This is a genomic window from Kluyvera sp. Awk 3 (assembly GCF_028069715.1).
Classification (GTDB): Bacteria; Pseudomonadota; Gammaproteobacteria; order Enterobacterales; family Enterobacteriaceae; genus Kluyvera; species Kluyvera georgiana_A.
The window spans coordinates 1-25,815 of the sequence record NZ_JANEWH010000014.1 but is presented as its reverse complement, the minus strand read 5'-3'; the positions used below and the strand labels follow the sequence as shown (position 1 = coordinate 25,815).

Sequence of the window (25,815 nt, the reverse complement as noted above, 5' to 3'; positions counted from 1 at the left end):
TCTCAAGTTTGCCATCCGCCATCCGATAAGTAATACCATGGCCTTAAGAAGGAGCGTTCATGTCCAGTTTAATTAACAGTGCGATGAGCGGGCTGAGCGCAGCCCAGTCGGCGCTGAATACGACCAGTAACAACATCGCGAGCTACAACGTCGCCGGCTACACCCGTCAGACCACGGTGCTGGCTTCTGCCAACAGTACGCTGGGCGCGGGCGGCTGGGTAGGCAATGGCGTTTACGTGTCTGGCGTACAGCGCGAATACAACGCCTTCATTACCAATCAGCTGCGCGCGGCGCAGAACCAGAGCAGCGGCTTGACGACACGCTATGAGCAGGTGTCGAAAATTGACAATATGCTCTCCAGCTCAACCAACAATATCTCAACCACGGTGCAGGATTTCTTCAGCAGTCTGCAAACGCTGGTGAGCAACGCCGAAGACCCGGCGGCGCGTCAGACCGTACTCGGTAAAGCCGCGGGTGTGGTGAACCAGTTCAAGGTGGCGGATCAGTATCTGCGCGATCAGGATAAGCAGGTTAACCTGTCGATTACCTCGACCGTCGATCAGATCAATAACTACACCTCACAGATTGCCAGTCTCAACGATAAGATTTCTCGCCTGACCGGCGTAGGCGCGGGCGCATCGCCAAACGACCTGCTGGATCAGCGCGACCAACTGGTGAGTGAGCTTAACAAGCTGGTGGGCGTCGAGGTCAACGTACAGGATGGCAGCACCTACAACATTACCATGGCTAACGGTTATAGCCTGGTAGCGGGTACCAAATCGAATCAGTTGGCCGCGGTACCGAGCAAGGCCGATCCGACGCGCACCACCGTGGCCTATGTGGATAACGTTGCCGGCAACGTCGAGATCCCAGAAAAGCTGCTGACCACCGGTTCGCTGGGCGGCCTGCTGACCTTCCGTTCGCAGGACCTTGACCAGACCCGCAATAGCCTGAACCAAATGGCGCTGGCGTTTGCCGATGCCTTTAACCAGGTGCATCGTGGGGGCATTGATGCCGATGGTAATACCAACGTCGACTTCTTCGACTTCGGCGATCCTTCTGTCGTTGCCAACGGCAAAAACGGGGGCAAAGCCGAGCTGACGGCAACGATGACCGATTCATCTGCTGTGCAGGCTACCGATTATCGCATCACCAAAACCGACAGCGGCTGGCAGGTAACGCGCCTTTCCGATAACACTAACGTGAACTTCCAGACCGCTACCGATGGTTCGCTGCAGTTTGATGGCCTGTCGGTCAGCGTTGATAACAGCAACGGCGCGGCCAACACGGGCGACAGCTTTACCGTGAAACCGGTGAGCAACACCATTGTGAACATGAAAGTGGCGATCACCAGCGAGTCACAAATTGCGATGGGCCTCGCCGATACCACCACCGGCACGAGCGTGGGTGAAAGCGATAACCGTAACGGGCAGAAGCTGCTGGATCTGCAAAACAGCAAGGTGGTCGGCGGCTCAAAGACCTTTAACGATGCCTATGCCGCGATGGTCAGTAATATCGGCACCCAAACCGCGACCCTGAAGAGCAGCAGTACCACTCAGGCGAACGTGGTGACGCAGCTGAGCAACCAGCAGCAGTCTATCTCCGGGGTTAACCTTGATGAAGAGTACGGCAACCTGCAGCTTTTTCAGCAGTACTATCTGGCTAATGCGCAGGTGCTGCAGACGGCAAGCACGCTCTTCGACGCATTAATTAATATCCGTTAAGGAAGGGGAGAGCTATGCGCGTTAGTACCATCATGATGTACCAGCAGAATATGAGAGGCATTACCGACTCTCAGTCTGCATGGTTGAAGTACGGTGAACAGATGTCTACCGGCAAGCGGGTTAACCGCGCTTCGGACGACCCGGTTGCTGCCTCGCAGGCCGTGGTGCTGTCTCAGGCGCAGGCGCAGAATAGCCAGTACGCCACCGCGCGGACTTTCGCGACTCAGCGCGTGTCGATTGAAGAAAGCACGCTGTCGCAGGTGACAACCGCGATCCAGTCGGCGCAGGAGAAGATCGTTTATGCCGGTAACGGCACGTTGAGCGACGATGACCGCAATTCACTGGCCACCGACCTGCAGGGTATCCGCGACCAGCTTCTTAACCTGGCGAACAGCACCGACGGTAACGGGCGTTATATATTCGCCGGTTATAAAACGGATACGCCGCCTTTTGATGATACCGGCAAGTACGTTGGCGGCACGCTCAACGTGGAACAGCAGGTCGATTCTTCACGCACCATGGTTATTGGCCACACAGGCAACCTGATCTTTGATAATGCGACCAGCAACGCCAAACCGGATGCCGATACCAACGTTTTCACAGCGTTAGATTCGGCAATTGCTGCGCTGAAAACCCCGGTTGAAGGTGATGAAACGGCCCAGGACACGGCGCTGGCGGCGATTGATAAAACCAACCGTAGCCTGAGTAATTCGCTTAATAACGTGCTGACCGTACGTGCCGAACTGGGCACCCAGCTCAATGAGCTGGATAAGCTGGATTCGTTGGGGGATGACCGGGCGCTGGCGCAGACGCAGCAGATGAGCAATCTGGTGGACGTCGACTGGAACTCGACCATCTCGAACTACACGATGCAGCAAACGGCCCTGCAGGCCGCCTATAAAGCATTTACCGACATGCAGGGTATGTCTTTGTTCCAACTGAATAAATAACAACATGTAGTTTTAAACATATCTGTAGAAACTGGGTATGTTTTTATCGCCCGCGTCATTACCCCGTCGCGGGCTTTTTTTATTGCCTTACTGTACGTTCAGCGCAGCGCTACGTAAGCGGTAGGTTTCGCTGACGCGAATCGCCAGTGCGACCAGACCGGCTACTGTGGCTAACGCCACCACGCCTTCCCAACCGGCCAGCGAATAAACCTGCGTCCCGAGGACTGAACCCAGCGCCATGCCGATAAATACGCCGGTAAACAGCAGGGCGTTGAGGCGACCGCGCGCTTGCGGTTCCAGGCTGTACACCAGATTCTGGTGCGCGACCAGGCTTGATTGCAGACCCAGGTCGAAGCCAACGGCGGACAGTGCAATCAGCGCCATCTGCGCCATCGGCGGCAGAACCGGCAGCAGGAACATCAGCGCAAACGAGATGCTGACCAGCAGCGCACCCAGCTGGGTTACTTTCTCCGCGCCAACTTTATCCGCCAGACCGCCAGCCAGCGGCGCCGCTAGCGCACCTGCCGCACCGGCGATACCAAAGCCACCCGCCACCGCACTCCCCATGTGATAGTGCTCGGCCAGCATGACCGCCAGCGTTGACCAGAAGGCGCTAAAGGCGATGGAGAGAAAGCCCTGAGCCATGGCGGCGCGACGCAGCGTCGGATAGCGACGCCAGAGGTGCACCATCGACACCATGAGTGCCGGATAACGCAGTTCGGAGTGAGCGGCGAAGTGCGGCAGCACGCGCCACAGCAGCAGGCCAATCAGCGCAATGCTGACGGCTGCAGCCTGGTACATTACGCGCCAGCCAAACAGTTCACCGACCACGCCGCTTACGGTACGCGACAGCAGGATCCCCAGCAGCAGGCCGGTCATCACCGTGCCAACCATTTTCCCCTGTTTCCCCGCCGGGGCAAGAATGGCGGCGGCGGGAACGATGTCCTGCGCTATGGTGGCGGCCATACCGATCAGCAAACTGATCGCCAGCAGGGAAGGAAATTGCTGAGTCAGGCTATAAAGCAGTAATAAAACCGCCAGCGTCAGGCTTTTCAGCAGAATCAGCGTGCGGCGGTCGTAACGGTCGCCTAACGGCAGTAAAAACAGGATCCCCAGCGCATAGCCAGCCTGAGTCAGTGTGGGAATCAGCCCCATACCTTCCACGCTCAGATTCAGGGTTGAACCCATCAGCGGCAGCAGCGGCTGGGCGTAATAGATGGCGGCAACGCTGAACCCGGCGCCGAGCGCCAGGACAAAAATCAGCAGGCTGGTGGCCCGGGAAGAAAGGTTATCAGTGTTCATGGTTTCATCCTCAACGGTGTATGCCGCTATTCTCTGCGTCTTCGCGGTGGCGCGGTAGCCGTCGCGGTGGTAAAACAGTTATACGTTTCACGTATAGGCAATGAGTTGATGAAAAGAGCAGAGCGTATAGATCGCGTTGAACTGATGCGCACGTTTATCCGTATCGTTGAGGCAGGCTCGTTGTCTGCCGCCGCGCGCCAGCTTGAGACCACCCAGGCAACCATTAGCCGCCGATTGCAGTCCCTTGAGGAGATGCTGGGGGCCAAGCTGCTGCTGCGTTCAACGCACGCAATGAAGCTGACCGACGACGGCGAGCGCTGCTACCAGCATGCGCGTCAGGTGGTGGATAGCTGGCTGGCGCTGGAGGATGCCTTACAGTTGACCGACGAACAGCCGGTGGGCACGTTACGTGTACGTGCTCCGCATGCTTTCGGCCAGCAGCAATTACTGATGCCGTTGGTGGGTTTCCTCGCGCGCTACCCGCAGCTCTCCGTCGAGTGGATGCTGCACGACAGGGCGGTGGACTTTATCAGCGACAACGTTGATTGCGCGATTCGCGTTGGCGCGGAGGTGGATCCGGCGACAGTGTCGGTGCTTCTGGCGGAGGTGCCGCGCTGTATTGTCGCTTCACCGCAGGTTGTGGCGCGCTATCCTCAGGTGACGACACCTGAACAGCTCTCGGCGCTTCCATGGATTGCAATCAGTACCTTCTATCAGCACGAAGTGGTGCTACATCATCCGACTCTTGGCCAGACGGAGAGCGTGAATATTGCTGCGCGGCTGAGCACCGATAGCCTGTATGTGGCAAAAAATGCCGCGCTCGCGAACGTGGGGGCCGCGGTGGTTTCAAGCTGGACGGTGGAGGAGGAGTTGGCCAATGGCACGTTAGTGGAGCTGCTACCGGAGTGGCAGACGACGCCGCTGCCGGTTCATCTGGTTTATCCATGGGCGCGTTATTATCCGACCCGGCTGCGTAAGTTTCTCGATCTGATGCGCGAGGTCATGCCGCAAATCGCCGGGATGCGGCAGCCCGAGCAGAATGGATAAACGCATCGCGTCAGGTAAAAAAAATCGGCCACTTGGGCCGATTTTTTACTTCACGCTGGCGGTTTATTCAACCGACTGCGGGCGGGTAGGTTCAGCGGTAGCCGTGTGCGTCGCACTGTGGCCGCCAGCGGAACCTTTACCGTCGAAGTTAAAGGACGGACGAACCCAGTCGCTGTGGCGCGGTGCTTCTGGCACGTATGCCGGTGCCGGCGCTCGGGTCATCGGCGCTGAGGCACGGTTGGCATCGGAAGATTTCGCAGCCGGTGCCGGTGCGGTCACAACCGGTTCAGCAACGACTGGCGCGACAACCACTGGCGTTTCCTCGACCGGAGCCTCTTCAACAACCGGTTCTTCTGCCACAGGCGCACTGTCAATCACCGGCGCGGCCTCAACCACTGGCGCGGTTTCAACAACCGGCGTTTCGGCCTCGGCTTTCACTTCTTCAGCGACAACCGGTGCTTCATCGACAACCACCTCTTGTGCAACGGTTTCTTCAACCACTGCGGCAGGCGCTTCTTCCACTGCCGACACCGGAGCTTCTTCCTGCGCTGGCGCCGTTTCTGGCGCCACGATAACCGGTTCGGCGACGGCTGCCGGGGCGGCAACTTCAGGCGCTTCAACGACGGTTTCAACAACTGCTGGCTCGGCAACGACCGCCTGTTCAGCAGCTTGCGCTACGATTGGCTGTTCTGTTACTTCCTGCTCTACCGGTGCTTCCGCTTCGGTCTGAACCTGAGCGATCGGATAGGTAATCCATACTTTACCGGAAGCCAGTTCTGGCGACGCACAGGCGACGGTCAGCGGCATCGGCGACTGGGTCGGGTAACGCTCGTCACGGTAACGACGACGACGCTGACCGCTCACGCGCAGATGACGCGGAGAACGGCGGGAACGACGCGGCATGCCGTTGTTATCACGACCTTCCGTATTTTCATCCTGCTCGCCCTGTACTGGCGCATCAACGACCGCCGGCAGATCGACTTTCGCCAGCGCGGTACGCGGCGCTTCCTGCTGCTGCGGTTCATCCGCAATCAGTTCACGAGCGGCAGTCTGCTCAGGGGTTTCGATGCGGACTTTCTGTGCCAGCTGACGCGGTTTGCGGCGCGGCATAGTCTGTACGCGTTCTTCCTGTGCGGCTTCCGGTGAGGCAACGGCCTGTTCTTCACGAACCTGCGGTTTCGCTTCCTGCGGCTGCTGACGTTTATCGTCGCTACGGCGGCGGTTACGTTCACGGCGTGGCTGCTGCTGTTCGTCACGTGAGCGGGATTTCTCCGCGTCATCCACGACGTTCTGCTGGCGGTTTTCGCGTGCTTCAGACTGCTGCGGTTTCTCGCGACGGTTACGACGGTTATCGTCGCGACCTTCACGGCTTTCACGCTGTTCGCGGCCTTCGGCGTTTTCGTTACGGTCATTGCGCTCGTTGCGGTCATTACGGCGATCGCTACGCTCGTTACGGTCGCGACGGTTATTCTGACGCGGCTTGCGGCGTTCCTGCTGACGCTCAGGTTTTGCTTCTTGTTTCTCCGGCTGTGCTTCAACCGCTTTCTCCGGGCTACCGGCAAACAGGCTTTTCAGCGCTGCAAAGAAACGAGAGAGCAGGCCTGGAGCCACCGGCGCGGCAACTGCAGCGGCTTTCGGCTGAGCGGCAGCTGGCGCGGCTTTCTCTGCGGTAGGCTCAGGCACTTCCGGCATCACGAAGGTCGCCAGCGCCGGCTGCTCAGGCAGCTTACGCTCAACAAACTCTTCTTCAACCGGCATCGCCATGGCTTCTTCGTGCAGCTTCGGCAGCAGGTAGCTCAGCGTGGTGGTTTCTTCGCCTTTACGCACGCGCAGCACGGAGTAGTGCGGGGTTTCCATCTCGTCGTTCGGGACGATGATGCAACGCACGCCGCCCTGGCGGGATTCAATGGCGCTTACCGCAGCACGTTTTTCGTTCAGCAGGTAAGAGGCAATGGGCACCGGAACAATGGCGTGGACTTCTTTGGTGTTCTCTTTCAGCGCTTCTTCTTCAATCAGACGCAGAATGGAGAGCGACAGCGATTCGTTGTCACGCACGGTGCCGGTACCGGAGCAGCGCGGGCAGACGTGGTGGCTGGATTCGCCCAGCGACGGGCTCAGACGTTGGCGAGACATCTCCAGCAGGCCGAAGCGAGAAATATGGCTAATCTGGATACGCGCACGGTCCTGACGGACGGCCTCGCGCAGACGATTTTCTACCGCGCGCTGGTGGCGAACCGGGGTCATATCGATAAAGTCGATAACGATCAGGCCACCAAGGTCGCGCAGACGCAGCTGACGAGCAATTTCATCAGCCGCTTCGAGGTTGGTGTTGAACGCGGTTTCTTCGATATCGCCGCCGCGGGTTGCACGCGCGGAGTTGATGTCGATAGCGGTCAGCGCTTCGGTGCTATCGATAACGATAGAACCGCCGGAAGGCAGACGTACTTCACGCTGGAACGCGGACTCGATCTGCGATTCAATCTGGTAATGGCTGAACAGCGGGATTTCACCGGTGTACAGTTTGATTTTGCTGCTGAAATCCGGACGGCCCAGTGCAGAAATGTGCTGACGCGCCATTTCCATCACTTTCGGGTTGTCGATCAGGATTTCGCCGATATCCTGGCGCAGATAGTCGCGGAAGGCACGCACGATCACGTTGCTTTCCTGGTGAATCAGGAACGGAGCAGGGCGGCTTTCAGCGGCTTTCTGAATAGCTTCCCAGTGCTTCAGACGGAAGCTTAAGTCCCACTGCAGCGCTTCGGCTGATTTGCCGACGCCCGCGGTACGCACGATTAAGCCCATGCCGTCCGGCAGCTCGAGGCTAGCCAGCGCTTCTTTCAGTTCGGTGCGATCGTCGCCTTCGATACGGCGAGAGATACCGCCCGCGCGCGGGTTGTTCGGCATCAGCACCAGGTAGCTACCCGCGAGGCTGATAAAGGTCGTCAGCGCAGCGCCTTTATTGCCGCGTTCTTCTTTATCAATCTGGACGATGACTTCCTGGCCTTCACGCAGCACATCTTTGATGTTTGGACGACCGTGAGAGCTGTAGTTGGCTGGGAAATATTCGCGAGCGATTTCTTTGAGGGGGAGGAAACCATGACGCTCGGCGCCGTAATCAACAAATGCGGCTTCGAGACTCGGTTCAATACGGGTAATTTTGCCTTTGTAGATGTTCGCTTTTTTCTGTTCGTGTCCTGGGCTTTCAATATCCAGATCGTACAGACGCTGCCCATCAACGAGGGCGACACGCAACTCTTCCTGCTGAGTTGCGTTGATTAACATTCTTTTCATCGTAACTTACTCATTATTCTTACATTGACGACTAAGCTGCGAGCAGAGTGTTGCCTTTCCGGGGTAAACCGATGGCCTCGTGACTATTCACGTCGCCAACCTCACGGTTGTCGCTCGCTTAAGAGGCGCAGAGTGTCGGTAGCCTGTGTTTCAAACGGAAACACAGCGCAATTATTAGGGGAACAGCCTGGGATAACTCTCCAGAGAAGATTCCATTTATACTCGTCATCTTTCAGAAGGTAGAGATTGGCACGGATGTTTCCCGTTGCGTTATTTTTCTGCCATCTAAAATTCGTACAGTATATGTACCGGTAAGGACTGCAACTCGCAGCCCGCTAACTGTCTGAGGGATCAATACGTCTTACGCCATTGCTGCGTGGATGATCGAACAGACAAAACTGGTCATTCCGTCATACACTTCATCTTTCAGGCTGCCTCGGCGTTGGCTGAACTCGCTCACCTTAGTCACGTACTCGGGTACGTTCCTGCGGGCTCACTCGCTTGCCGCCTTGATGCCGCTTGAATGATTTGGTGTATATATCCTTGTTATTCCAGGTTCACCACGGAAAACAGTTTCATTATTCCTTGGTAACCCGGTTATAGCAAGTTGACTTTCACCTTTTATCACCCGGTTACTCACAGTTTCTTCACCAGTCCGTTGAGATTGTTCTAATAACAAACAGCTCGCTGGGAAAAGCAACAGCGGTAAACGGGGTATGATAAATATAAGCATAGAAAAATGAGTGGCGCTAATGAGCCGGGATATTTAGAATCGCGCACCATGAAAACTGAGACTCCGACTGTAAAAATGGTTGCCATCAGCGCTGACGAAGCCGGGCAACGAATCGACAACTTTTTGCGTACCCAGCTAAAAGGGGTACCGAAGAGTATGATTTATCGCATCTTGCGTAAGGGCGAGGTGCGGGTAAATAAAAAGCGCATTAAGCCTGAATACAAGCTGGAAGCCGGCGATGAGGTGCGAATCCCGCCGGTGCGCGTCGCCGAGCGTGAAGAGGACGCGGTTTCGCCGCATCTGCAAAAAGTGGCTGCGCTGAGCGACGTGATCCTGTACGAAGACGATCACATCCTCGTGCTGAACAAGCCTTCCGGCACGGCGGTACATGGCGGTAGCGGCTTAAGTTTCGGCGTGATTGAAGGGCTGCGCGCCCTGCGCCCGGAAGCTCGCTTCCTGGAGCTGGTCCACCGTCTTGACCGCGATACCTCCGGCGTGCTGCTGGTGGCGAAGAAGCGTTCGGCGCTGCGTTCGCTGCATGAGCAGTTGCGCGAGAAGGGGATGCAGAAAGATTACCTGGCGCTGGTGCGCGGGCAGTGGCAGTCCCACGTGAAGGCTGTACAGGCCCCGCTGCTGAAAAATATTCTGCAGAGCGGTGAGCGTATCGTACGCGTCAGCCAGGAAGGCAAGCCATCGGAAACCCGCTTTAAAATAGAAGAACGTTACGCGTTCGCCACGCTGGTCCGCTGTAGCCCGGTGACCGGACGTACGCACCAGATCCGCGTGCATACCCAGCATGCGGGGCACCCGATCGCTTTTGACGATCGCTACGGCGACCGCGAGTTTGATAAGCAACTGGCGGGTACCGGGCTGAATCGTCTATTTTTACACGCGGCGGCGCTGAAGTTCACCCACCCGGGGACCGGCGAAGTGATGCGCGTGGAAGCGCCGATGGATGACCAGCTCAAGCGCTGTCTCCAGGTGCTACGCAACCAGAAGTAAGCAAAAACGGGCCATGCGGCCCGTTTTTTTATGCCGCTTCGCGAAGGCGAACGGCAACGCTTTTCTCTTTAATCGGCAGATTCACCAGTGCCGCCAGCAGCGCCAGCGCGATATCTGCATACCACACCCACGTCAGGCTGCCTTCATATTGCATCGCTACGCCACCCAGCCACGCACCGAAGAAGGCGCCGATCTGATGGCTAAACAGCGTAAAGCCAAACAATGTGGCCAGGTAGCGCGTGCCAAACAGCTTGCCGATGATACCCGCGGTGGGTGGTACGGTGGCCAGCCAGGTAAAACCGATGGCGCAAGCAAAGAGATAAAAAGCCGTCTCGGATTTTGACGACAGCAGGAAGAGGGCGATCATCACCGCGCGCGAGGCGTAAAGTACCGCCAGAATGTACTTCATCCGATAGCGCTTGCCGAGAAACCCAGCCACGATGCTGCCGACAATATTGCACAGTCCAATCAACGACAGGCTGATGGCGGGCACCGTGGCGTCGTGGCCGCACAGGGCCGCTTCTGTAGGCAGGTGGGTCGTCAGAAACGCCACGTGAAAACCGCAGGTTAAAAAGCCTGCGTGCAGCAGCAAGTAGCTGGGATTGCGAAAGGCGAGGGCGATCTGCTGCTTTAATCCCGCATCGGCGGCAACATGGACGGTGGGCGCTGCCGCCTGACGCTTTGCGCCGCGGCACAACAGCCATGACGGAAAAATGGTGGCTAGCGCGGCCATTGCCAGAAAGACCAGCCCGGAGGCCATCCCACGCAGGCCAATAATCAATTGTACCAGCGGCGCAAAGATAAACTGGCCAACGGAGCCGCCGGCGTTAATCAGTCCGCTGGCCATTGAGCCTTTATCCGTCGGTAGCCGGCTGGCCACGACGCCAATCAGGACGGAAAAGCTGCCTGCCGCTGCGCCTGCCGGGCTGAGAAGCCCCTGGGCTAGCGTTAACGGCAGGAACGAGGCGGCCCATAGCGTGCCCAACTGCCCCAGCGCAATCATCACGGCCCCGAGTACCAGCACGCTGAATGCGCCGCGTTTATCCGCCCATGCGCCAAACAGCGGCTGGAAAGCGCCCCACATTAGCTGGCCGATAGCCAGAGCCATGCTGATTTCGGCAATACTCATCGAGGTTTGCATGACGATCGGGTGGACGAACAGACCCACGGTCTGGCGGATGCCCATGGTGATCATCAGGATCACGCTGGCGAGCGTTATCGGCAGCCATAGAGAAGAAGCGGATTGCGATGGGGTGCGCACGGTGCGCTCCTGTTGTCATTGTTATCAATGACGAGAGAGTACTGAGGGCGACGTTAAAAAGCTACGTCCCCTCAGCCCGCCGACGCGGTGAGCTGAGGGAAAAAGGTTAAGGTTTTAACCATTTATCCAGCCAGGGGAAGACTTCCTCCTGCTGTTGCTGGTAAAATACGTGCCCAAGCTCTGGCCAGCTCTTCGTCACCAGCATATCGTCGGCTTTTTGCGAGGCCCACACTTTGTGGACTTTGGCAAAGGCGTCGCTTACCGCTTTCGCCGGGAACAGCTTGTCCTGTCCGCCGCTGAAAATCAGCATCGGTTTTGGTGCGGCAATGCTGGCAATATCGGGGATATCCATTTTCGCGGGCATTCCCGGATGCAGCATATAAAAGGCCGACTGCCCGCGCAGCACGTTGTTCCCCGGCGTCATCAGGCCGTCATAGGTGCCAAACCAGGAAATCACCGCCGTGGCGGCCACCTTCTCGGAAAGCGCCGCTAACTGCCAGGCGCGGAAACCGCCCATTGAGAAGCCCAGCACGCCAATGCGTTTGCTATCAACGCCTTTCAACGACGCGACAAAGTCGACGGTACGCATATCCTCATAGGCGACTTCACCGGCCAGTGAGCGGCCGAGGTTGAAATAGTTGCTGGCCAGTGCCTGCTGCTGTTCGTAAACCATTGGGCCACGGTCGCCCCAACCGGGGCTGTCGATGGCGATCACCACGTAGCCGCGCTTCGCCAGCTCGTCACCGATAAAACGTCCGGTAAAGAACTTATCGGCCCACGCCTGGGCGCTGGCGAGCTGCTCGGCATTACCCCACGGACGAATCAGCTTCTCTTTACCGATATCAAACTTTGAACCATGGTCATGAAGCAGGACGATAGCCGGATGTGGGCCGGGCGTTTTTGGCGTGAGCATCAGGGCGGAGATGCGGTTATCGTCGGTAATGTTGAGCGCGAGTTTTTCAGCGGTGTAGCTGCCACGGTCTTCGCTGGCGATAATCTGCTCATCGAACGGTTTGGTGGCGTCCGGCGTCAGCAACGCCTGGCGGAATTCCTGGCGCGCGTGCTGCTGCCAGCTCTTAAAATCAGAATAGTGCCCGGAAAGCCATGAGTCCGGATATTGCATCTGGGTTTTCATTTGTTGCCAGCTGGCAGGAAGGTTGCCTTCAACCACCCCTTGTTTCTGCCAGTCATCAGCGGCAGTGGCCTGAATTGCGGTTAGCATTGCCAGAATAAATAATATCTTACGGTTGCCACGCATCCTTACTCCTTAAATCAAAACAATGTTTCAATATGGAGTGGGGATTGTAACGGTGCCGGGAAAATAAACTGTGATCGCAGAAGGAATAAGCAACAATAGGGGGAAAGGCCGGCGTCGCGTAATCCGACAGAACGTCGCGACGCCAGATGTGACGCTAATCTAACAGCGGATTATGATTTTCCCGCCGTAACATTTTGCACAAGGCTATTAGCGGTAAACCGACCAGGGTATTCGGGTCGCGCCCTTCAAGACGGTCGAAGAGGGCAATGCCTAGCCCTTCACTTTTAAAACTGCCGGCGCAGTTAAGCGGATTTTCTTTGCGAATATAGGTGAGGATTTCTTGTTCACTCAGATGGCGAAAATGCACATCGAACGGTTCACATTCCGTCTGGAGATGACCATTTGCTGAATTATACAGCGCCAACCCGGTATAAAAAGTCACCACATTACCGCTGGCCTTTTTTAATTGTAAGCGCGCATTTTCCTCAGTATGCGGTTTGCCGGTAATTTCGCCTTCCAGCATACAGACCTGATCGGAACCAATAATGAGATGGTTCGGAAAGCGTTCCGCCAGCGCCTGCGCTTTTAACTGCGCCAGCCGTAGCACCAGGCTGCGCGGGGTTTCGCCAGGCAGCGGCAGTTCATCAACCTCCGGTGCGGCACATTCGAAGGCGATACCGAGCTTCTCAAGCAGCTGTTTGCGATAGGGGGAGGTGGAGGCAAGAATCAAATCAGGCATAATTTTTCAAATAGACTGTAGCGAATTAGATTCCGACATTTTAAACTATAGGCCGCAATGTGTGCGAATTATTGGCAAAAGGCACCTGAGGCTGCCTTTCTCTTTGACTCTATGACGTTACAAAGTTAATATGCGCGCCCTATGCAAAAGGTAAAATTACCCCTGACTCTCGATCCGGTTCGTACGGCTCAAAAACGCCTTGATTACCAGGGTATCTATACCCCCGATCAGGCGGAGCGCGTCGCCGCGTCCGTAGTCAGTGTAGACAGTGATGTGGAATGCGAAATGTCCTTCGCTATCGATAACCAACGCCTCGCGGTCATTACCGGTGATGCGAAGGTCACGGTATCGTTGGAATGTCAGCGTTGCGGGAAACCGTTTACTCATCATGTTTACACAAAGTATTGTTTCAGCCCGGTCAAGAATGACGATCAGGTTGAGGCACTCCCGGAAGCGTATGAGCCGATTGAGGTTAACGAATTCGGTGAAATCGATCTGCTGGCGTTGGTTGAAGATGAAATCATCCTCTCCTTGCCGGTAGTTCCGGTGCATGATTCTGAACACTGTGAAGTGTCCGAGGCGGACATGGTCTTTGGCGAACTGCCTGAAGAGGCGAAGAAACCAAACCCATTTGCCGTATTAGCCAGCTTAAAGCAAAAGTAATTGAGGAGTAAGGTCCATGGCCGTACAACAGAATAAACCAACCCGTTCCAAACGTGGCATGCGTCGTTCTCATGACGCTCTGACCGCAGTCACCAGCCTGTCTGTAGACAAAACTTCTGGTGAACAACACCTGCGTCACCACATCACTGCCGACGGTTACTACCGTGGCCGTAAGGTAATCGCTAAGTAATCACGCGCAAGCGTGATTATGCTTAGTGAGGAATTTCCCCGTTCACGCGGGGAAACACCGAACCAGGCGGCGAAGATACCTTGACACGTCTAACCCTGGCGTTAGATGTCATGGGGGGCGATTTTGGCCCTTCCGTGACGGTGCCTGCAGCATTGCAGGCACTGAGTTCTAATCCGCAACTCTCACTTCTATTAGTCGGTAATCCCGACGACATTACGCCATTACTTGCCAGAGCTGACTTCGAACAACGTTCGCGTTTGCAGATTATTCCTGCCCAGTCGGTTATTGCCAGTGATGAGCGGCCATCGCATGCTATCCGCCACAGTCGCGGTAGTTCAATGCGTGTGGCGCTGGAGATGGTGAAAGAAGGGCGGGCTGAAGCCTGCGTGAGCGCGGGGAATACCGGCGCGCTGATGGGGCTCGCTAAATTGCTGCTCAAGCCCATTCAGGGAATTGAGCGCCCGGCGCTGGTGACGGTGTTACCGCATCAGCAGAAGGGCAAGACGGTAGTGCTGGATCTCGGCGCTAACGTCGACTGTGACAGTACCATGCTGGTGCAGTTTGCCGTCATGGGGTCGGTGATGGCGGAGGAAGTGCTGGGGATTGCTAACCCGCGCGTGGCCTTGCTTAACATCGGCGAAGAAGAGATTAAGGGTCATGATAGTATTCGTGACGCCTCATTAGTGCTAAAAACAATCTCTTCTCTGAACTATATCGGCTATCTTGAAGCCAATGAGCTGTTAACGGGCAAAACCGACGTTCTGGTTTGCGACGGCTTTACAGGAAACGTCACCTTAAAGACGATGGAAGGGGTAGTGCGTATGTTCCTTTCGCTGCTGAAATCGCAGAGCGAGGGGAAAAAACGGTCGTGGTGGCTGATTTTATTAAAGCGTTGGTTACAAAAAAGCCTGACAAGGCGATTCAGTCACCTCAACCCCGACCAGTATAATGGCGCCTGTCTGTTAGGATTGCGCGGCACGGTGATTAAGAGCCACGGCGCTGCTAATCAGCGTGCCTTTGCGATCGCCATTGAACAGGCAGTGCAGGCGGTGCAGCGACAAGTTCCTCAGCGAATTGCCGCTCGCCTGGAATCCGTATACCCCGCAGGGTTTGACAGAGCGGAATCTGGCAGGTAATCAAGCCAGCAGCGCCGTGAGTCAAATTGGGCGGCTATATTAGCGAAAAGTGACTGAGCGTACATGTATACGAAGATTATTGGTACCGGCAGCTATCTGCCTGAGCAAGTGCGGACTAACGCCGATCTGGAAAAAATGGTTGATACGTCTGACGAGTGGATTGTCACCCGTACAGGTATCCGTGAGCGCCGTATTGCTGGCCCTGATGAAAACGTGTCTACGCTGGGTTACGAAGCGGCCAAACGCGCGCTGGATATGGCGGGCATCGAGGCAAGCGAACTGGGGCTGATTGTGGTTGCGACCACTTCCGCTACCCATGCGTTCCCGAGCGCGGCCTGCCAGATTCAGGACATGCTGGGTGTGAAAGGCGCGCCGGCATTTGATATCGCTGCGGCATGCGCAGGCTTTACCTATGCACTGAGCGTGGCCGATCAGTACGTGAAGTCCGGTGCGGTGAAATACGCGCTGGTTGTCGGTGCGGATACGCTGGCGCGTACTTGCGATCCAACCGATCGCGGCACGATCATTATCTTCGGTGACGGCGCGGGCGCCGTCGTGCTGGGCGCATCCGAAGAGCCGGGGATTATCTCTACCCATCTGCATGCAGACGGTAGCTACGGTAAGCTGCTGACGCTGCCGAACGCCGATCGCGTCCACCCGGAAAACTCCATCCATCTGACGATGGCCGGTAACGAAGTCTTTAAAGTCGCGGTGACCGAGCTGGCGCACATCGTTGATGAAACGCTGGAAGCTAACAACCTCGACCGTTCTGAGCTGGATTGGCTGGTGCCGCACCAGGCGAACTTACGTATTATCAGCGCGACGGCGAAAAAGCTCGGCATGTCCATGGACAACGTCGTCGTGACCCTTGACCGTCACGGTAATACCTCGGCCGCTTCCGTGCCGTGCGCGTTTGACGAAGCTGTCCGCGACGGCCGTATTAAGCGCGGTCAACTGGTGCTGCTGGAGGCCTTCGGCGGCGGTTTCACCTGGGGCTCTGCGCTGGTTCGTTTCTAAGTATAAGGATAAAAAACATGACGCAATTCGCTTTCGTGTTCCCGGGGCAGGGTTCACAGGCGGTAGGCATGCTGTCTGAACTGGCAGCGACCTACCCGGTTATCGAAGAAACTTTTCATGAAGCTTCCGCAGCCCTGGGCTATGATCTGTGGGCGCTGACCCAGCAGGGTCCTGCTGAAGAGCTGAACAAAACCTGGCAGACTCAGCCTGCGCTGCTGACGGCTTCCGTTGCGCTGTACCGTTTATGGCAGCAGCAGGGCGGTAAAGCACCGGCGCTGATGGCCGGTCACAGCCTGGGTGAATACTCCGCGCTGGTTTGCGCGGGCGTGATTGCTTTCGCTGACGCGGTGCGTCTGGTTGAGATGCGCGGCAAATTCATGCAGGAAGCGGTTCCGGAAGGCACCGGCGGCATGTCGGCGATCATCGGCCTCGACGATGCCTCTATTGCTAAAGCGTGTGAAGAATCTGCTGAAGGGCAGGTTGTTTCTCCGGTTAACTTCAACTCGCCGGGCCAGGTGGTTATCGCCGGTCATAAAGAAGCGGTTGAACGTGCAGGTGCCGCCTGTAAAGCCGCTGGCGCTAAGCGTGCGCTGCCGCTGCCGGTCAGCGTGCCGTCTCACTGCGCGCTGATGAAGCCAGCTGCGGAGAAACTGGCGGTTGAGCTGCAGAAAATCACCTTTAACGCGCCGACCGTTCCGGTAGTGAACAACGTCGACGTGAAGTGCGAAACCGACGGCGACGCGATTCGCGACGCGCTGGTTCGCCAGCTGTACAGCCCGGTTCAGTGGACCAAAACCGTTGAGTTTATGGCATCCCAGGGCGTAGAGCATCTGTATGAAGTTGGCCCGGGTAAAGTTCTCACCGGCCTGACCAAACGTATTGTAGATACCCTGACTGCATCGGCCATCAATGAGCCGGCTGCCCTGTCAGCGGCACTTGCGCAATAAAAGAGGAAAGCATGAGCTTTGAAGGAAAAATTGCCCTGGTAACAGGTGCAAGCCGCGGTATTGGCCGCGCAATCGCTGAAACTCTCGTCGCTCGCGGCGCAAAAGTTATCGGCACTGCGACCAGCGAAAGCGGCGCGCAGGCGATCAGCGACTATCTGGGTGCCAATGGTAAAGGTCTGATGTTGAATGTGACCGACCCGGCATCTATTGAATCTGTTCTGGGAAATATCCGCGCGGAATTTGGCGAAGTCGACATTCTGGTCAATAATGCCGGGATTACTCGTGATAACCTGTTAATGCGCATGAAAGATGACGAGTGGAACGATATCCTCGAAACCAACCTGTCATCTGTTTTCCGTCTGTCAAAAGCGGTAATGCGCGCTATGATGAAAAAGCGTCATGGGCGTATCATCACTATCGGTTCTGTGGTTGGTACCATGGGAAATGCGGGTCAGGCTAACTACGCTGCGGCGAAAGCAGGTCTGATCGGCTTCAGTAAATCACTGGCGCGTGAAGTTGCGTCACGCGGAATTACTGTGAACGTTGTTGCTCCGGGCTTTATTGAAACGGACATGACGCGTGCGCTGACCGATGAGCAGCGTGCGGGTACACTGGCGGCAGTTCCTGCGGGGCGCCTCGGCTCTCCAAATGAAATCGCCAGTGCGGTTGCATTTTTGGCCTCCGACGAAGCAAGTTACATCACTGGTGAAACGTTGCACGTAAACGGCGGGATGTACATGGTCTGATCGTGTTTTGCACAAAGTGCTCAGACAACGGGCAATCTACGTATGTCTGAGTATGATTAGTGCAAAATCATTTGCGTTATGAGGGCAAAAACCCGCAAAATAGCGTAAAATCGTGGTATGACCTGCCGGGATTTAGTTGCAAATTTTTCAACATTTTATACACTACGAAAACCATCGCGAAAGCGAGTTTTGATAGGAAATTTAAGAGTATGAGCACTATCGAAGAACGCGTTAAGAAAATCATCGGCGAACAGCTGGGCGTTAAGCAGGAAGAAGTGACCAACAATGCTTCCTTCGTTGAAGACCTGGGCGCAGATTCTCTTGACACCGTTGAGCTGGTAATGGCTCTGGAAGAAGAGTTTGATACTGAGATTCCGGACGAAGAAGCTGAGAAAATCACCACCGTTCAGGCTGCCATTGATTACATCAACGGTCACCAGGCGTAAGTGAACATCTCCAGGCGGTCATTCGACCGCCTGAGTTTTATCCTTTTGTCCCACAAGTATCTATTTAATCCCTCCCTGGAGGACAAACGTGTCTAAGCGTCGTGTAGTTGTGACCGGACTGGGCATGTTGTCTCCTGTCGGCAATACCGTAGAGTCTACCTGGAAAGCTCTCCTTGCCGGTCAGAGTGGCATCAGCCTGATCGACCATTTCGATACTAGCGCCTATGCAACCAAATTTGCTGGCTTAGTAAAGGATTTTAACTGTGATGACATTATCTCGCGCAAAGAACAGCGCAAGATGGATGCCTTCATTCAATATGGAATTGTCGCTGGCGTTCAGGCCATGCAGGATTCTGGCCTTGAAGTGACGGAAGAGAACGCTCACCGTATTGGCGCCGCTATCGGCTCCGGTATTGGCGGCCTCGGCTTGATCGAAGAAAACCACAGTTCGCTGGTAAACGGCGGGCCGCGTAAGATCAGCCCCTTCTTCGTTCCGTCCACGATTGTTAACATGGTGGCGGGTCACCTGACCATCATGTTCGGTCTGCGTGGGCCAAGCATCTCTATCGCGACCGCCTGTACTTCTGGTGTGCATAACATCGGTCAGGCAGCACGTATTATCGCTTATGGCGATGCGGATGCGATGGTTGCCGGCGGCGCAGAAAAAGCCAGTACCCCGCTGGGTGTCGGTGGCTTTGGTGCCGCGCGTGCGCTGTCTACGCGTAACGATAACCCGCAGGCGGCAAGCCGTCCGTGGGATAAAGATCGCGATGGCTTCGTGCTGGGTGACGGCGCGGGCATGGTGGTACTCGAAGAGTACGAGCACGCGAAAAAACGCGGCGCGAAAATCTATGCTGAAGTCGTTGGTTTTGGTATGAGCAGCGATGCGTACCACATGACGTCACCGCCGGAAAACGGCGCGGGCGCGGCGTTGGCGATGGTTAACGCTATTCGCGACGCGGGTATTGAAGCGGGCCAGATTGGCTACGTTAACGCCCACGGTACCTCTACGCCAGCGGGCGATAAAGCAGAAGCGCAGGCCGTGAAGTCTGTCTTCGGCGACGCCGCCAGCCGCGTACTGGTCAGCTCCACCAAATCCATGACCGGCCATCTGCTGGGCGCGGCGGGTGCAGTAGAATCTATCTACTCTATCCTCGCGCTGCGCGATCAGACCGTTCCGCCAACCATCAACCTGGATAACCCGGATGAAGGTTGCGACCTGGACTTCGTACCTCACGAAGCACGCCAGGTAAGCGGGATGGAGTACACGCTGTGTAACTCCTTCGGCTTCGGTGGCACCAACGGCTCGCTGATTTTCAAACGCGTGTAGTTGGTCGCAAAGCCAATAAAAACGGAGCGCTAAGCGCTCCGTTTTTTTATGCCATGAATACGGCTACTGGTAAGTAAAGGTGAGCTGAACGGTGGCCTTAAACTCACCGGCGGTGACCGCGCCCGTAGGGGTATACATGCGCGCCGAGAGCGGGAAGACCGCCCGGCGGCTGGTGCTATCGACGGGCGTTACCAGTCTTCCTGCCGGTGATAGCTCGCTGAGATGGTCGCGGGTCATAATTTGCAGCGCCATGCCGCTGGCGCTGCCCTGGGCGTTGGCGAACTTGGTCGTGTCAACGGAATCGGCATCGCCGCTGAACAGCGCCGTGACCTGGGTGGTTGACGGCGGGCAAGCGGAGAGCGTCAGCGTGAAATCCTGCCATTCGCTGGTATCGCCAACGTTTGGGTAGTCAACGGCGCGCGCCTGTTCAAAGGTGACCGTCTGTTCTTTGGTTCCCGTATCCACCGTACAGGCGGAAGCCACTACGGTGCCGCTCAGATTAATATCGGTAGCCTGCACAGCATGAAGGCCGCTCACCGCCCACAGGCAGGCCAGGGCAGGCAGCAGTTTGCTTATCCGGTGCGCCATTGTCTCTCCTGAATTACTGATAGGTAAAGGTGGCTTGTACCTGACCGACAATGGTCCCTGGCATCACGCTGCCGTTCGATACCGCACGGGCACGCATCACCAGGTCATAGGCATGAGTGGCGGTGGGAATCGCGACGTTTTCTAGCTTTGCCCCATTCTTATAGGCGCTGTTGCTGCTGCTGTCCGTCAGTTCCAGCTTCAGATTGGTGGCAGTGCCGGTATTTTTGTAGTAGTTGGTGTCGGTGTCGGCGGTCCCGGCAAACGCCACGCTAAACGAGGTCGTAGAGGCCGGGCAACTGGTGAGCCTGAGCGTCACGTCAGCCCACGTGGTGGCGCTGCCGCTGGCGGATAGCGAATCGGCCTGAATGTTATCGCCTAAGTTAACCGCCAGAGATTCATTATTGCCGTTGACCACGCAGGGGGAAGCGACAACCTTACCTGTAATATCGATATTAACCGCCTGACTTGTCGCTGAGAACAACCCTGCGCAGACCAGCAGACTTAGCGCCATTTTGTTTCCGTTTACGATGTGCATAAATCGTCCTTATTAGTTGTAGGTCACTTTGAGTTCAATGGCTGATTTGACGTTGCCCGCTCTGACGCTGTTGGCATCGTCAATGAAATAGGCCACTTTAAAATCGGGCAGGGTGTAGTCGCCGGAACCGTCGTAGGTGTCCAGTGGGATGGCGGTATTTACCTGATGAGGCGTGCCGTCGGCGTTTTGTACCTGGATATACACATTTTGCGCATAACCGTCGCCGCTCACCGTATTGAGCACGCCATTTGCCGCGTTATGAGTACCGTATACGGCGGAAAAATTGTAGGAGATACCGTTAATGGCGCCTGGGCAGTTGGTCAACTGTATGGTTTCCGCCTGTTGGCTACCCTGCGCGCCGTTTTGCAGCGCATTGCCGTACAAAGGCGTAAGCTGGATTTCAGTGGGCGCCACGATATCGCAGGCGTGGTACTGTGGTTGCGTGGAGGCGGCACCGGTATAAATTAACCGCGAGATAACCGCCTCGCCGAGGCCGTCCGGGTTGTGAAAAATAGCCGTAACCGGCGGCAAAGAGGTGATCTTGCCTGCAGGGACTTTATCCGTCAGCCTGACCAACTGATAGGAAACATGCAAAAAGGTTGATGTGGGGTTGCCTGCTTCCGGGATCCCCAAACTGAAGCGAAAATCGGGCGCGGTCTCGCCATTTCCCGCCGTATTGGTAAACGATGAAATGGAGGTTCTGTACTTAATGCCCACTCCAGGGTTGCTGGTGGCGTAAGTGTTTTCGCCCACCAGCACACCATCAACCTGCAGTACCATGTAGGAACCCGTGGTCGAACTTGGATTTATCCCAACATTGACAGAACCCGCATCGGTCCACCAGCCGGAGCTTGCGCCTGTGGTGTCAGGGATACCGATTTTCCAGTTGTCGAGATCGTAGCTCATGGTGTGTGTGGCGACGGAACTAAAATAGTCGGCCTGCGCTGTATGAGCGATCAACACATTGCTGGCAATCAGCAGAGGGAGGAGTCGCGCTCTCATCATATATATCCTTATATTTTTTACCGACATGATGTTTTGACTTCCAGTACGCCGCTGGCGGGCGTGGCGCTGGGTAATTGCCAGTTTATGCGGCACTGCTGAGCGGGCCCCTGGCCCCATTTCGCCAGTGCCGTCCCGCTATCGGCCATCCCCGTCAGATAAACCTGGCCGTTGTCACCGACGATGCTGCCAGCGGTGTTGTCAGCGTCTGTCACCAGCGCGCCAAACGGTACCGCCTCGCCGTTACTGCGCGTTAACGTCATCAGCACCCGTTTGCCCACGCGAGTATCAAAATGCGCGCGCACAATCGCACCGCGAGTTGGGGTAATGATTTTGCTGGTCAGTTCGACGTCGGCGCCGTCGGGCAGGGTGGCGGTGTCCAGCGATACCGTTGATTCTCGGTAGGGCGTGACGTACGGCACTACGGTGTAGCCGCGAAAATCGGTTCTGACCCCGGTTTGGTTACTGACGGTCACGCCGCCGGCACCGGGCGCTTCCACCAATGCAGCGGTTTCACCCAGCGCCTGGCTTAGCGTTACGCCGTGCGCATGCGCCACGACGCCGCCTTCAATGCCATAGTTGACGCGCTTTTGATCGTGGTCATAGCTGTAGGCGGTGTTGAGCCGCGCGTAAGTGCCCTGATAATCCAGGCTGGCGTAGCCGCCACTGCCTTCGCCGTGGTTGGTTTCGCTCTGCTGCACGTTCCAGTTGAGGTTACGGTCTTCCAGTAGCGAACCGTTTAAACCCACGTTATGGCTGGTGTCGCCGCGCTTGCTGGCATTCAGGCTGTAGGAGGCGTAGCTGTTGCTGAGCCAGCGGTCGAGCGGCACGTTGATGCTTAATGAGAAGATCTGATCTTCGGCGTAGATCTTATCGCTGTCGGTATCGGTGGTATTGCGGTTATAGCTGTAGTTCAGGTTATAAGTCACGCCTGCCCAGCTATTGCTGTAGCCCACGCCGATAGAGCGCATCTGGCGGTCGCTGTTCCAGTAGTCTTCGCTCATGGCGGTCAATGACAGCGAGCCAAAGTGTTCGCCGATATTCTGGCTGAGCTGAAATTCAGCGCGGTTGCGACGACGGTCATCGTTGGTGCGCCATTCATCTTCGCGCCAGGTGTCCAGTACTTCCGACAGCGTGTAGTAGCCGGAAGTGGAGTAACGATAGCCCGCGATAGAGACGTTGGTCCCGGTTTCAAGGATGTTTTTGCTGTAGCGCACGCGCCAGGATTGACCGCCTTCTTTATCCCGGTCTTTCTGCGTCGACCACGCCTGCGTGCCGTCAATCGACACCGCGCCCAGCTCGCCAAAGTTTTTCCCCACGCCGCCGAGCAACGCCTGATAATGTTGAGAGAATTGTCCGCCGCCATAGATAGTGAAACCTGCGGGCAGGCCGTAAATCGCGGTGGCCTGGGTAAACATTTCTTTGTCGATATCGCCGTCATAGGGGCGATACTGGCCGCTGGTGAGGCTGTACTTGAACCGTCCTTCACGCTGCAACACCGGCAATGACGCGAAGGCCACCGTCTGATGCTGCTCGCTGCCGTCGGCCTCTTTAATGGTGACGTCGAGGTCGCCGCTGCTGCCGGTCGGATACATGTCGGTGATTTCAAAGGCGCCTGGCGAGACGTAGCTCTGGTAAATGGTGTAGCCGTTTTGCTTGATGATCACCTGCGCGTTGGTTCGGGCGATGCCGCGCACTACCGGGGCATAGCCGCGCAGGCTGTCCGGTAGCATATCGTCGTCGGAGGCCAGCTGCGCGCCGCGAAATGGCACGCTGTCGAACATATCCGACGGCGCGGTGCTGTCGCCGACCGTCAACTGGCTCTTTAGCGCAATAATATTGCGCTGCGCGTAGGTATAGAGCGAATCCCAGCTCTCCTGCGCATTGCCGCCGTTGTCGCTACGGTTCCAGGTGCTGTAGTTACGAATACGCCACGGGCCCACGTTCAATCCTGGACGCAGGCTCAAATAGTAACTGTCGGAGTCCGACATGCCGCTATGGCGGGCTTCAGTGTTATCGCCGCTGAAGCTGTAGTTTAGCAGCAGAGCGTTGATGCCTTCATCCAGCCGTTCCGGCGCGACGTAGCCGCGAGCGTGATTGCTGACAGCGGCCTGTGGCACCGAAAGCTGCAGCAATTGACGCTCAAAGATAAATTCCGCGCTCGCCTGTGGGATGACGCTTAGATCGGCGCAGTCACCCGCAAGGCGGGGAAACTGGTCGGTGCGAATGCCAAATTCCTTCAGCGTGGCGACGCTCAGACACGGTTGCAGCGTGGTATTTCCTGCGGCGTCTTTTTGCGTGACAAACTCAACGTTATACACGCCGAGGGCGGTTTTGTTGAGCAGGACGTTAACCCGGTAGGTGCCGGGCATCTGGCCGACGCCTTCTTCAAAGGCGGAGAGGTCGGTCAGATCTTTCCCCGGCCCGTCAATCCCCAGCAGCGCCGGGTTAAAGTATTCGCGGGCCAGCGCGCTGCTGCACAGCGGTAAGGCGCACTGTAAGGCAATAAAGCAGGCGATCTGACTCAGCGTCATTCTTTTTTTGTATGCGTCTGCATTCATCCCGATTTCCTTTCGGTGCTGGTGTTAAAGGCGCGCGCGGTGCTCGCTGCCGATGGAGCCAAAGTCGTTAATCAGCGTCCAGCTCACATCGCCGCTGGCGCCGTTGGGGATGCTAAAACTGGCTGCGCTCATGGGCGCCACGTAGGTGGCATCCTTCACTGTACTGGCGCCGACCTTTAACGTGCTGAAGTTCATGTAATAGGCTGTGGGGTTGCTGACGGTGAGCTTGTTGCCACTGCGCTGCCAGCTGAGTTTCCCGGTAAGATCTTCCGGTTGTTGCGTCAGAGACTGCGGGCGATAAATTAATTTGATGCGCGTTTTCACCGCTATTTGCAGGGTGTTGACGTTATCTTTCTTTTCGGTCGCCGGGATCGACTTAATATTCAGCCAGTAAAGCGATTCACGGTCTTCGGCAAGATTGCCGCCGGTGCGAATAATCCGCAGGGTGTTTTCTTGCCCGCCGCCAAGGCGAAATAGCGGTGGCGTGACCATAAACGGTGATTTATCCGTGCTGGATTCTCCGGCATCGCTCCATGACTGAATTAAAAAGGATGACTTGTCGGGATTTTTGACGCTAATCGAGGTCTCTTTTTTTTCACCGTTATAAATGACACGGGTCCCCCCGACAATAACGCCTGCCTGCACGGATGCTGATAGCAACGAGACGACAACGATTGGAATATATTTATTCATTGCTTATACCTCGAAAAATAAAGCCGGAGATACCCGGCTTTATTCATTCTTAATAACGAGTCATGCCGTACTCAGAGGCTTAGTTGTAGGTCAGCGTAAAGTTAACGGAACCATTCGCGTCACCACCGTTAATGGTGGCTTCGGTAGCAATATAGCGAGCGAAGAAGTCGAGGCTGGTGTCAGCCGGTGCCTCGGCCGTTCCTTTGATGGTGACTTCATTGGATTTGGCGCCCAGCGGCAGCGCGGAGCTGTCTGCGTTCAGCAACTGGATGGCAACGCCTTTGGCGACGCTCGCGGTGCCATAGCCGGTCAACTGCAGGTAGTCGTTATTGATGGTATCTGGCTTACCGTCGTATTTAACGGAAACCGGTTTGCCCAGCAGATCAGCTGGGCAGCCGCTTAACACCAGGGTGAATTCGGTCGTGGCTGCCGTATCGCCTGGCGCAGCAAAAGCAGTTTTTGCCACTTCGCCCAGCTCAACGGTCTGCGGGTTGGCGACGGTGCTGTTAACCTGGCAACCGGCTTCGATGATTTTACCGGTAAAATTAACGGTACCATCCTGAGCCATGACTGAAGAAACAATGCCCATAGAGGTGAAAAATGCGACTGCGGCCAATTTTCCTTTCATTACATATTCCCTATTACATGAGGTAG

23 protein-coding genes are annotated in these 25,815 nt (G+C 56.3%); 12 read left to right on the top strand and 11 right to left on the bottom strand.

The genetic code is table 11. The annotated features are described in order from the left end of the window. Positions 1-59 precede the first annotated feature (59 nt). Positions 60-1,724 (top strand): flagellar hook-associated protein FlgK, encoded by a 1,665-nt coding sequence (gene flgK / locus NNN71_RS05125; protein ID WP_271458015.1) that lies wholly within the window; start codon positions 60-62, stop codon positions 1,722-1,724. Between the two features lie 14 nt (positions 1,725-1,738). Continuing rightward, the gene (gene flgL / locus NNN71_RS05120; protein WP_163448107.1) at positions 1,739-2,674 is read left to right on the top strand and encodes a flagellar hook-associated protein FlgL; all 936 of its coding nucleotides are present in this window, start codon (positions 1,739-1,741) and stop codon (positions 2,672-2,674) included. Between the two features lie 87 nt (positions 2,675-2,761). Here flgL and NNN71_RS05115 read toward each other — a convergent pair whose 3' ends face one another. Next, a complete protein-coding gene (locus NNN71_RS05115; RefSeq protein WP_271458014.1) occupies positions 2,762-3,976 on the bottom strand; it encodes an MFS transporter in 1,215 nt (404 codons plus the stop codon). A gap of 108 nt (positions 3,977-4,084) precedes the next feature. Between NNN71_RS05115 and NNN71_RS05110 the strand changes: the two genes are divergently transcribed. Beyond that, positions 4,085-5,023: a LysR family transcriptional regulator gene (locus NNN71_RS05110; RefSeq protein WP_271458013.1), complete on the top strand. Its 939-nt coding sequence runs from the start codon at positions 4,085-4,087 to the stop codon at positions 5,021-5,023. Between the two features lie 63 nt (positions 5,024-5,086). On the opposite strand, the gene rne is transcribed toward NNN71_RS05110, so the two are convergent. Next, entirely contained in the window at positions 5,087-8,314 is a 3,228-nt protein-coding gene (rne, locus tag NNN71_RS05105; protein ID WP_271458012.1) for a ribonuclease E, read from the bottom strand. A gap of 781 nt (positions 8,315-9,095) precedes the next feature. Here rne and rluC point away from each other — a divergent pair. Next, positions 9,096-10,049: a 23S rRNA pseudouridine(955/2504/2580) synthase RluC gene (rluC, locus tag NNN71_RS05100; protein WP_167576194.1), complete on the top strand. Its 954-nt coding sequence runs from the start codon at positions 9,096-9,098 to the stop codon at positions 10,047-10,049. 28 nt (positions 10,050-10,077) lie between these two features. Here rluC and NNN71_RS05095 read toward each other — a convergent pair whose 3' ends face one another. The 3 genes from NNN71_RS05095 to NNN71_RS05085 form a co-directional block, all read right to left on the bottom strand. After that, a complete protein-coding gene (locus tag NNN71_RS05095; RefSeq protein WP_223802346.1) occupies positions 10,078-11,310 on the bottom strand; it encodes an MFS transporter in 1,233 nt (410 codons plus the stop codon). Between the two features lie 106 nt (positions 11,311-11,416). Then, positions 11,417-12,532 (bottom strand): dienelactone hydrolase family protein, encoded by a 1,116-nt coding sequence (locus NNN71_RS05090; protein WP_223804171.1) that lies wholly within the window; start codon positions 12,530-12,532, stop codon positions 11,417-11,419. 190 nt (positions 12,533-12,722) lie between these two features. Then, positions 12,723-13,307, bottom strand: a complete 585-nt coding sequence (locus NNN71_RS05085; RefSeq protein WP_163448101.1) for a Maf family protein — start codon at positions 13,305-13,307, stop codon at positions 12,723-12,725. 141 nt (positions 13,308-13,448) lie between these two features. Here NNN71_RS05085 and yceD point away from each other — a divergent pair, with 141 nt between their 5' ends. The 8 genes from yceD to fabF all read left to right on the top strand — a co-directional run bounded on the left by yceD (position 13,449) and on the right by fabF (position 19,782). Then, a complete protein-coding gene (gene yceD, locus NNN71_RS05080) occupies positions 13,449-13,970 on the top strand; it encodes a 23S rRNA accumulation protein YceD (RefSeq protein WP_064549133.1) in 522 nt (173 codons plus the stop codon). A gap of 16 nt (positions 13,971-13,986) precedes the next feature. Further along, a complete protein-coding gene (rpmF, locus tag NNN71_RS05075; RefSeq protein ID WP_064549135.1) occupies positions 13,987-14,160 on the top strand; it encodes a 50S ribosomal protein L32 in 174 nt (57 codons plus the stop codon). Between the two features lie 80 nt (positions 14,161-14,240). After that, on the top strand, positions 14,241-15,296 hold the full coding sequence (gene plsX, locus NNN71_RS05070; RefSeq protein ID WP_163448100.1) for a phosphate acyltransferase PlsX: 1,056 nt from the start codon (positions 14,241-14,243) through the stop codon (positions 15,294-15,296). Positions 15,297-15,359: 63 nt separating this feature from the next. After that, the gene (locus tag NNN71_RS05065) at positions 15,360-16,313 is read left to right on the top strand and encodes a beta-ketoacyl-ACP synthase III (protein ID WP_163448099.1); all 954 of its coding nucleotides are present in this window, start codon (positions 15,360-15,362) and stop codon (positions 16,311-16,313) included. A gap of 17 nt (positions 16,314-16,330) precedes the next feature. After that, positions 16,331-17,260 (top strand): ACP S-malonyltransferase, encoded by a 930-nt coding sequence (gene fabD / locus NNN71_RS05060; RefSeq protein WP_163448098.1) that lies wholly within the window; start codon positions 16,331-16,333, stop codon positions 17,258-17,260. A gap of 11 nt (positions 17,261-17,271) precedes the next feature. Next, entirely contained in the window at positions 17,272-18,006 is a 735-nt protein-coding gene (gene fabG, locus NNN71_RS05055; RefSeq protein WP_064549143.1) for a 3-oxoacyl-ACP reductase FabG, read from the top strand. A 209-nt stretch (positions 18,007-18,215) separates the two neighbouring features. Then, positions 18,216-18,452 (top strand): acyl carrier protein, encoded by a 237-nt coding sequence (gene acpP / locus NNN71_RS05050; protein ID WP_000103754.1) that lies wholly within the window; start codon positions 18,216-18,218, stop codon positions 18,450-18,452. 88 nt (positions 18,453-18,540) lie between these two features. Then, on the top strand, positions 18,541-19,782 hold the full coding sequence (gene fabF / locus NNN71_RS05045; protein WP_271458011.1) for a beta-ketoacyl-ACP synthase II: 1,242 nt from the start codon (positions 18,541-18,543) through the stop codon (positions 19,780-19,782). 63 nt (positions 19,783-19,845) lie between these two features. On the opposite strand, the gene NNN71_RS05040 is transcribed toward fabF, so the two are convergent. The 6 genes from NNN71_RS05040 to NNN71_RS05015 form a co-directional block, all read right to left on the bottom strand. Continuing rightward, the gene (locus NNN71_RS05040; RefSeq protein WP_271458010.1) at positions 19,846-20,370 is read right to left on the bottom strand and encodes a fimbrial protein; all 525 of its coding nucleotides are present in this window, start codon (positions 20,368-20,370) and stop codon (positions 19,846-19,848) included. 13 nt (positions 20,371-20,383) lie between these two features. Then, complete coding sequence (locus NNN71_RS05035; protein ID WP_271458009.1) at positions 20,384-20,905, bottom strand: fimbrial protein; 522 nt, start codon at positions 20,903-20,905, stop codon at positions 20,384-20,386. 12 nt (positions 20,906-20,917) lie between these two features. Beyond that, the gene (locus tag NNN71_RS05030) at positions 20,918-21,907 is read right to left on the bottom strand and encodes a fimbrial protein (protein WP_271458008.1); all 990 of its coding nucleotides are present in this window, start codon (positions 21,905-21,907) and stop codon (positions 20,918-20,920) included. Between the two features lie 20 nt (positions 21,908-21,927). Next, positions 21,928-24,468, bottom strand: coding sequence for a fimbria/pilus outer membrane usher protein (locus NNN71_RS05025; RefSeq protein WP_271458007.1), 2,541 nt, complete (start codon positions 24,466-24,468; stop codon positions 21,928-21,930). Positions 24,469-24,492: 24 nt separating this feature from the next. Then, positions 24,493-25,161, bottom strand: coding sequence for a fimbrial biogenesis chaperone (locus NNN71_RS05020; RefSeq protein WP_271458006.1), 669 nt, complete (start codon positions 25,159-25,161; stop codon positions 24,493-24,495). 79 nt (positions 25,162-25,240) lie between these two features. Beyond that, the gene (locus NNN71_RS05015; RefSeq protein WP_271458005.1) at positions 25,241-25,789 is read right to left on the bottom strand and encodes a fimbrial protein; all 549 of its coding nucleotides are present in this window, start codon (positions 25,787-25,789) and stop codon (positions 25,241-25,243) included. Positions 25,790-25,815 lie beyond the last annotated feature (26 nt).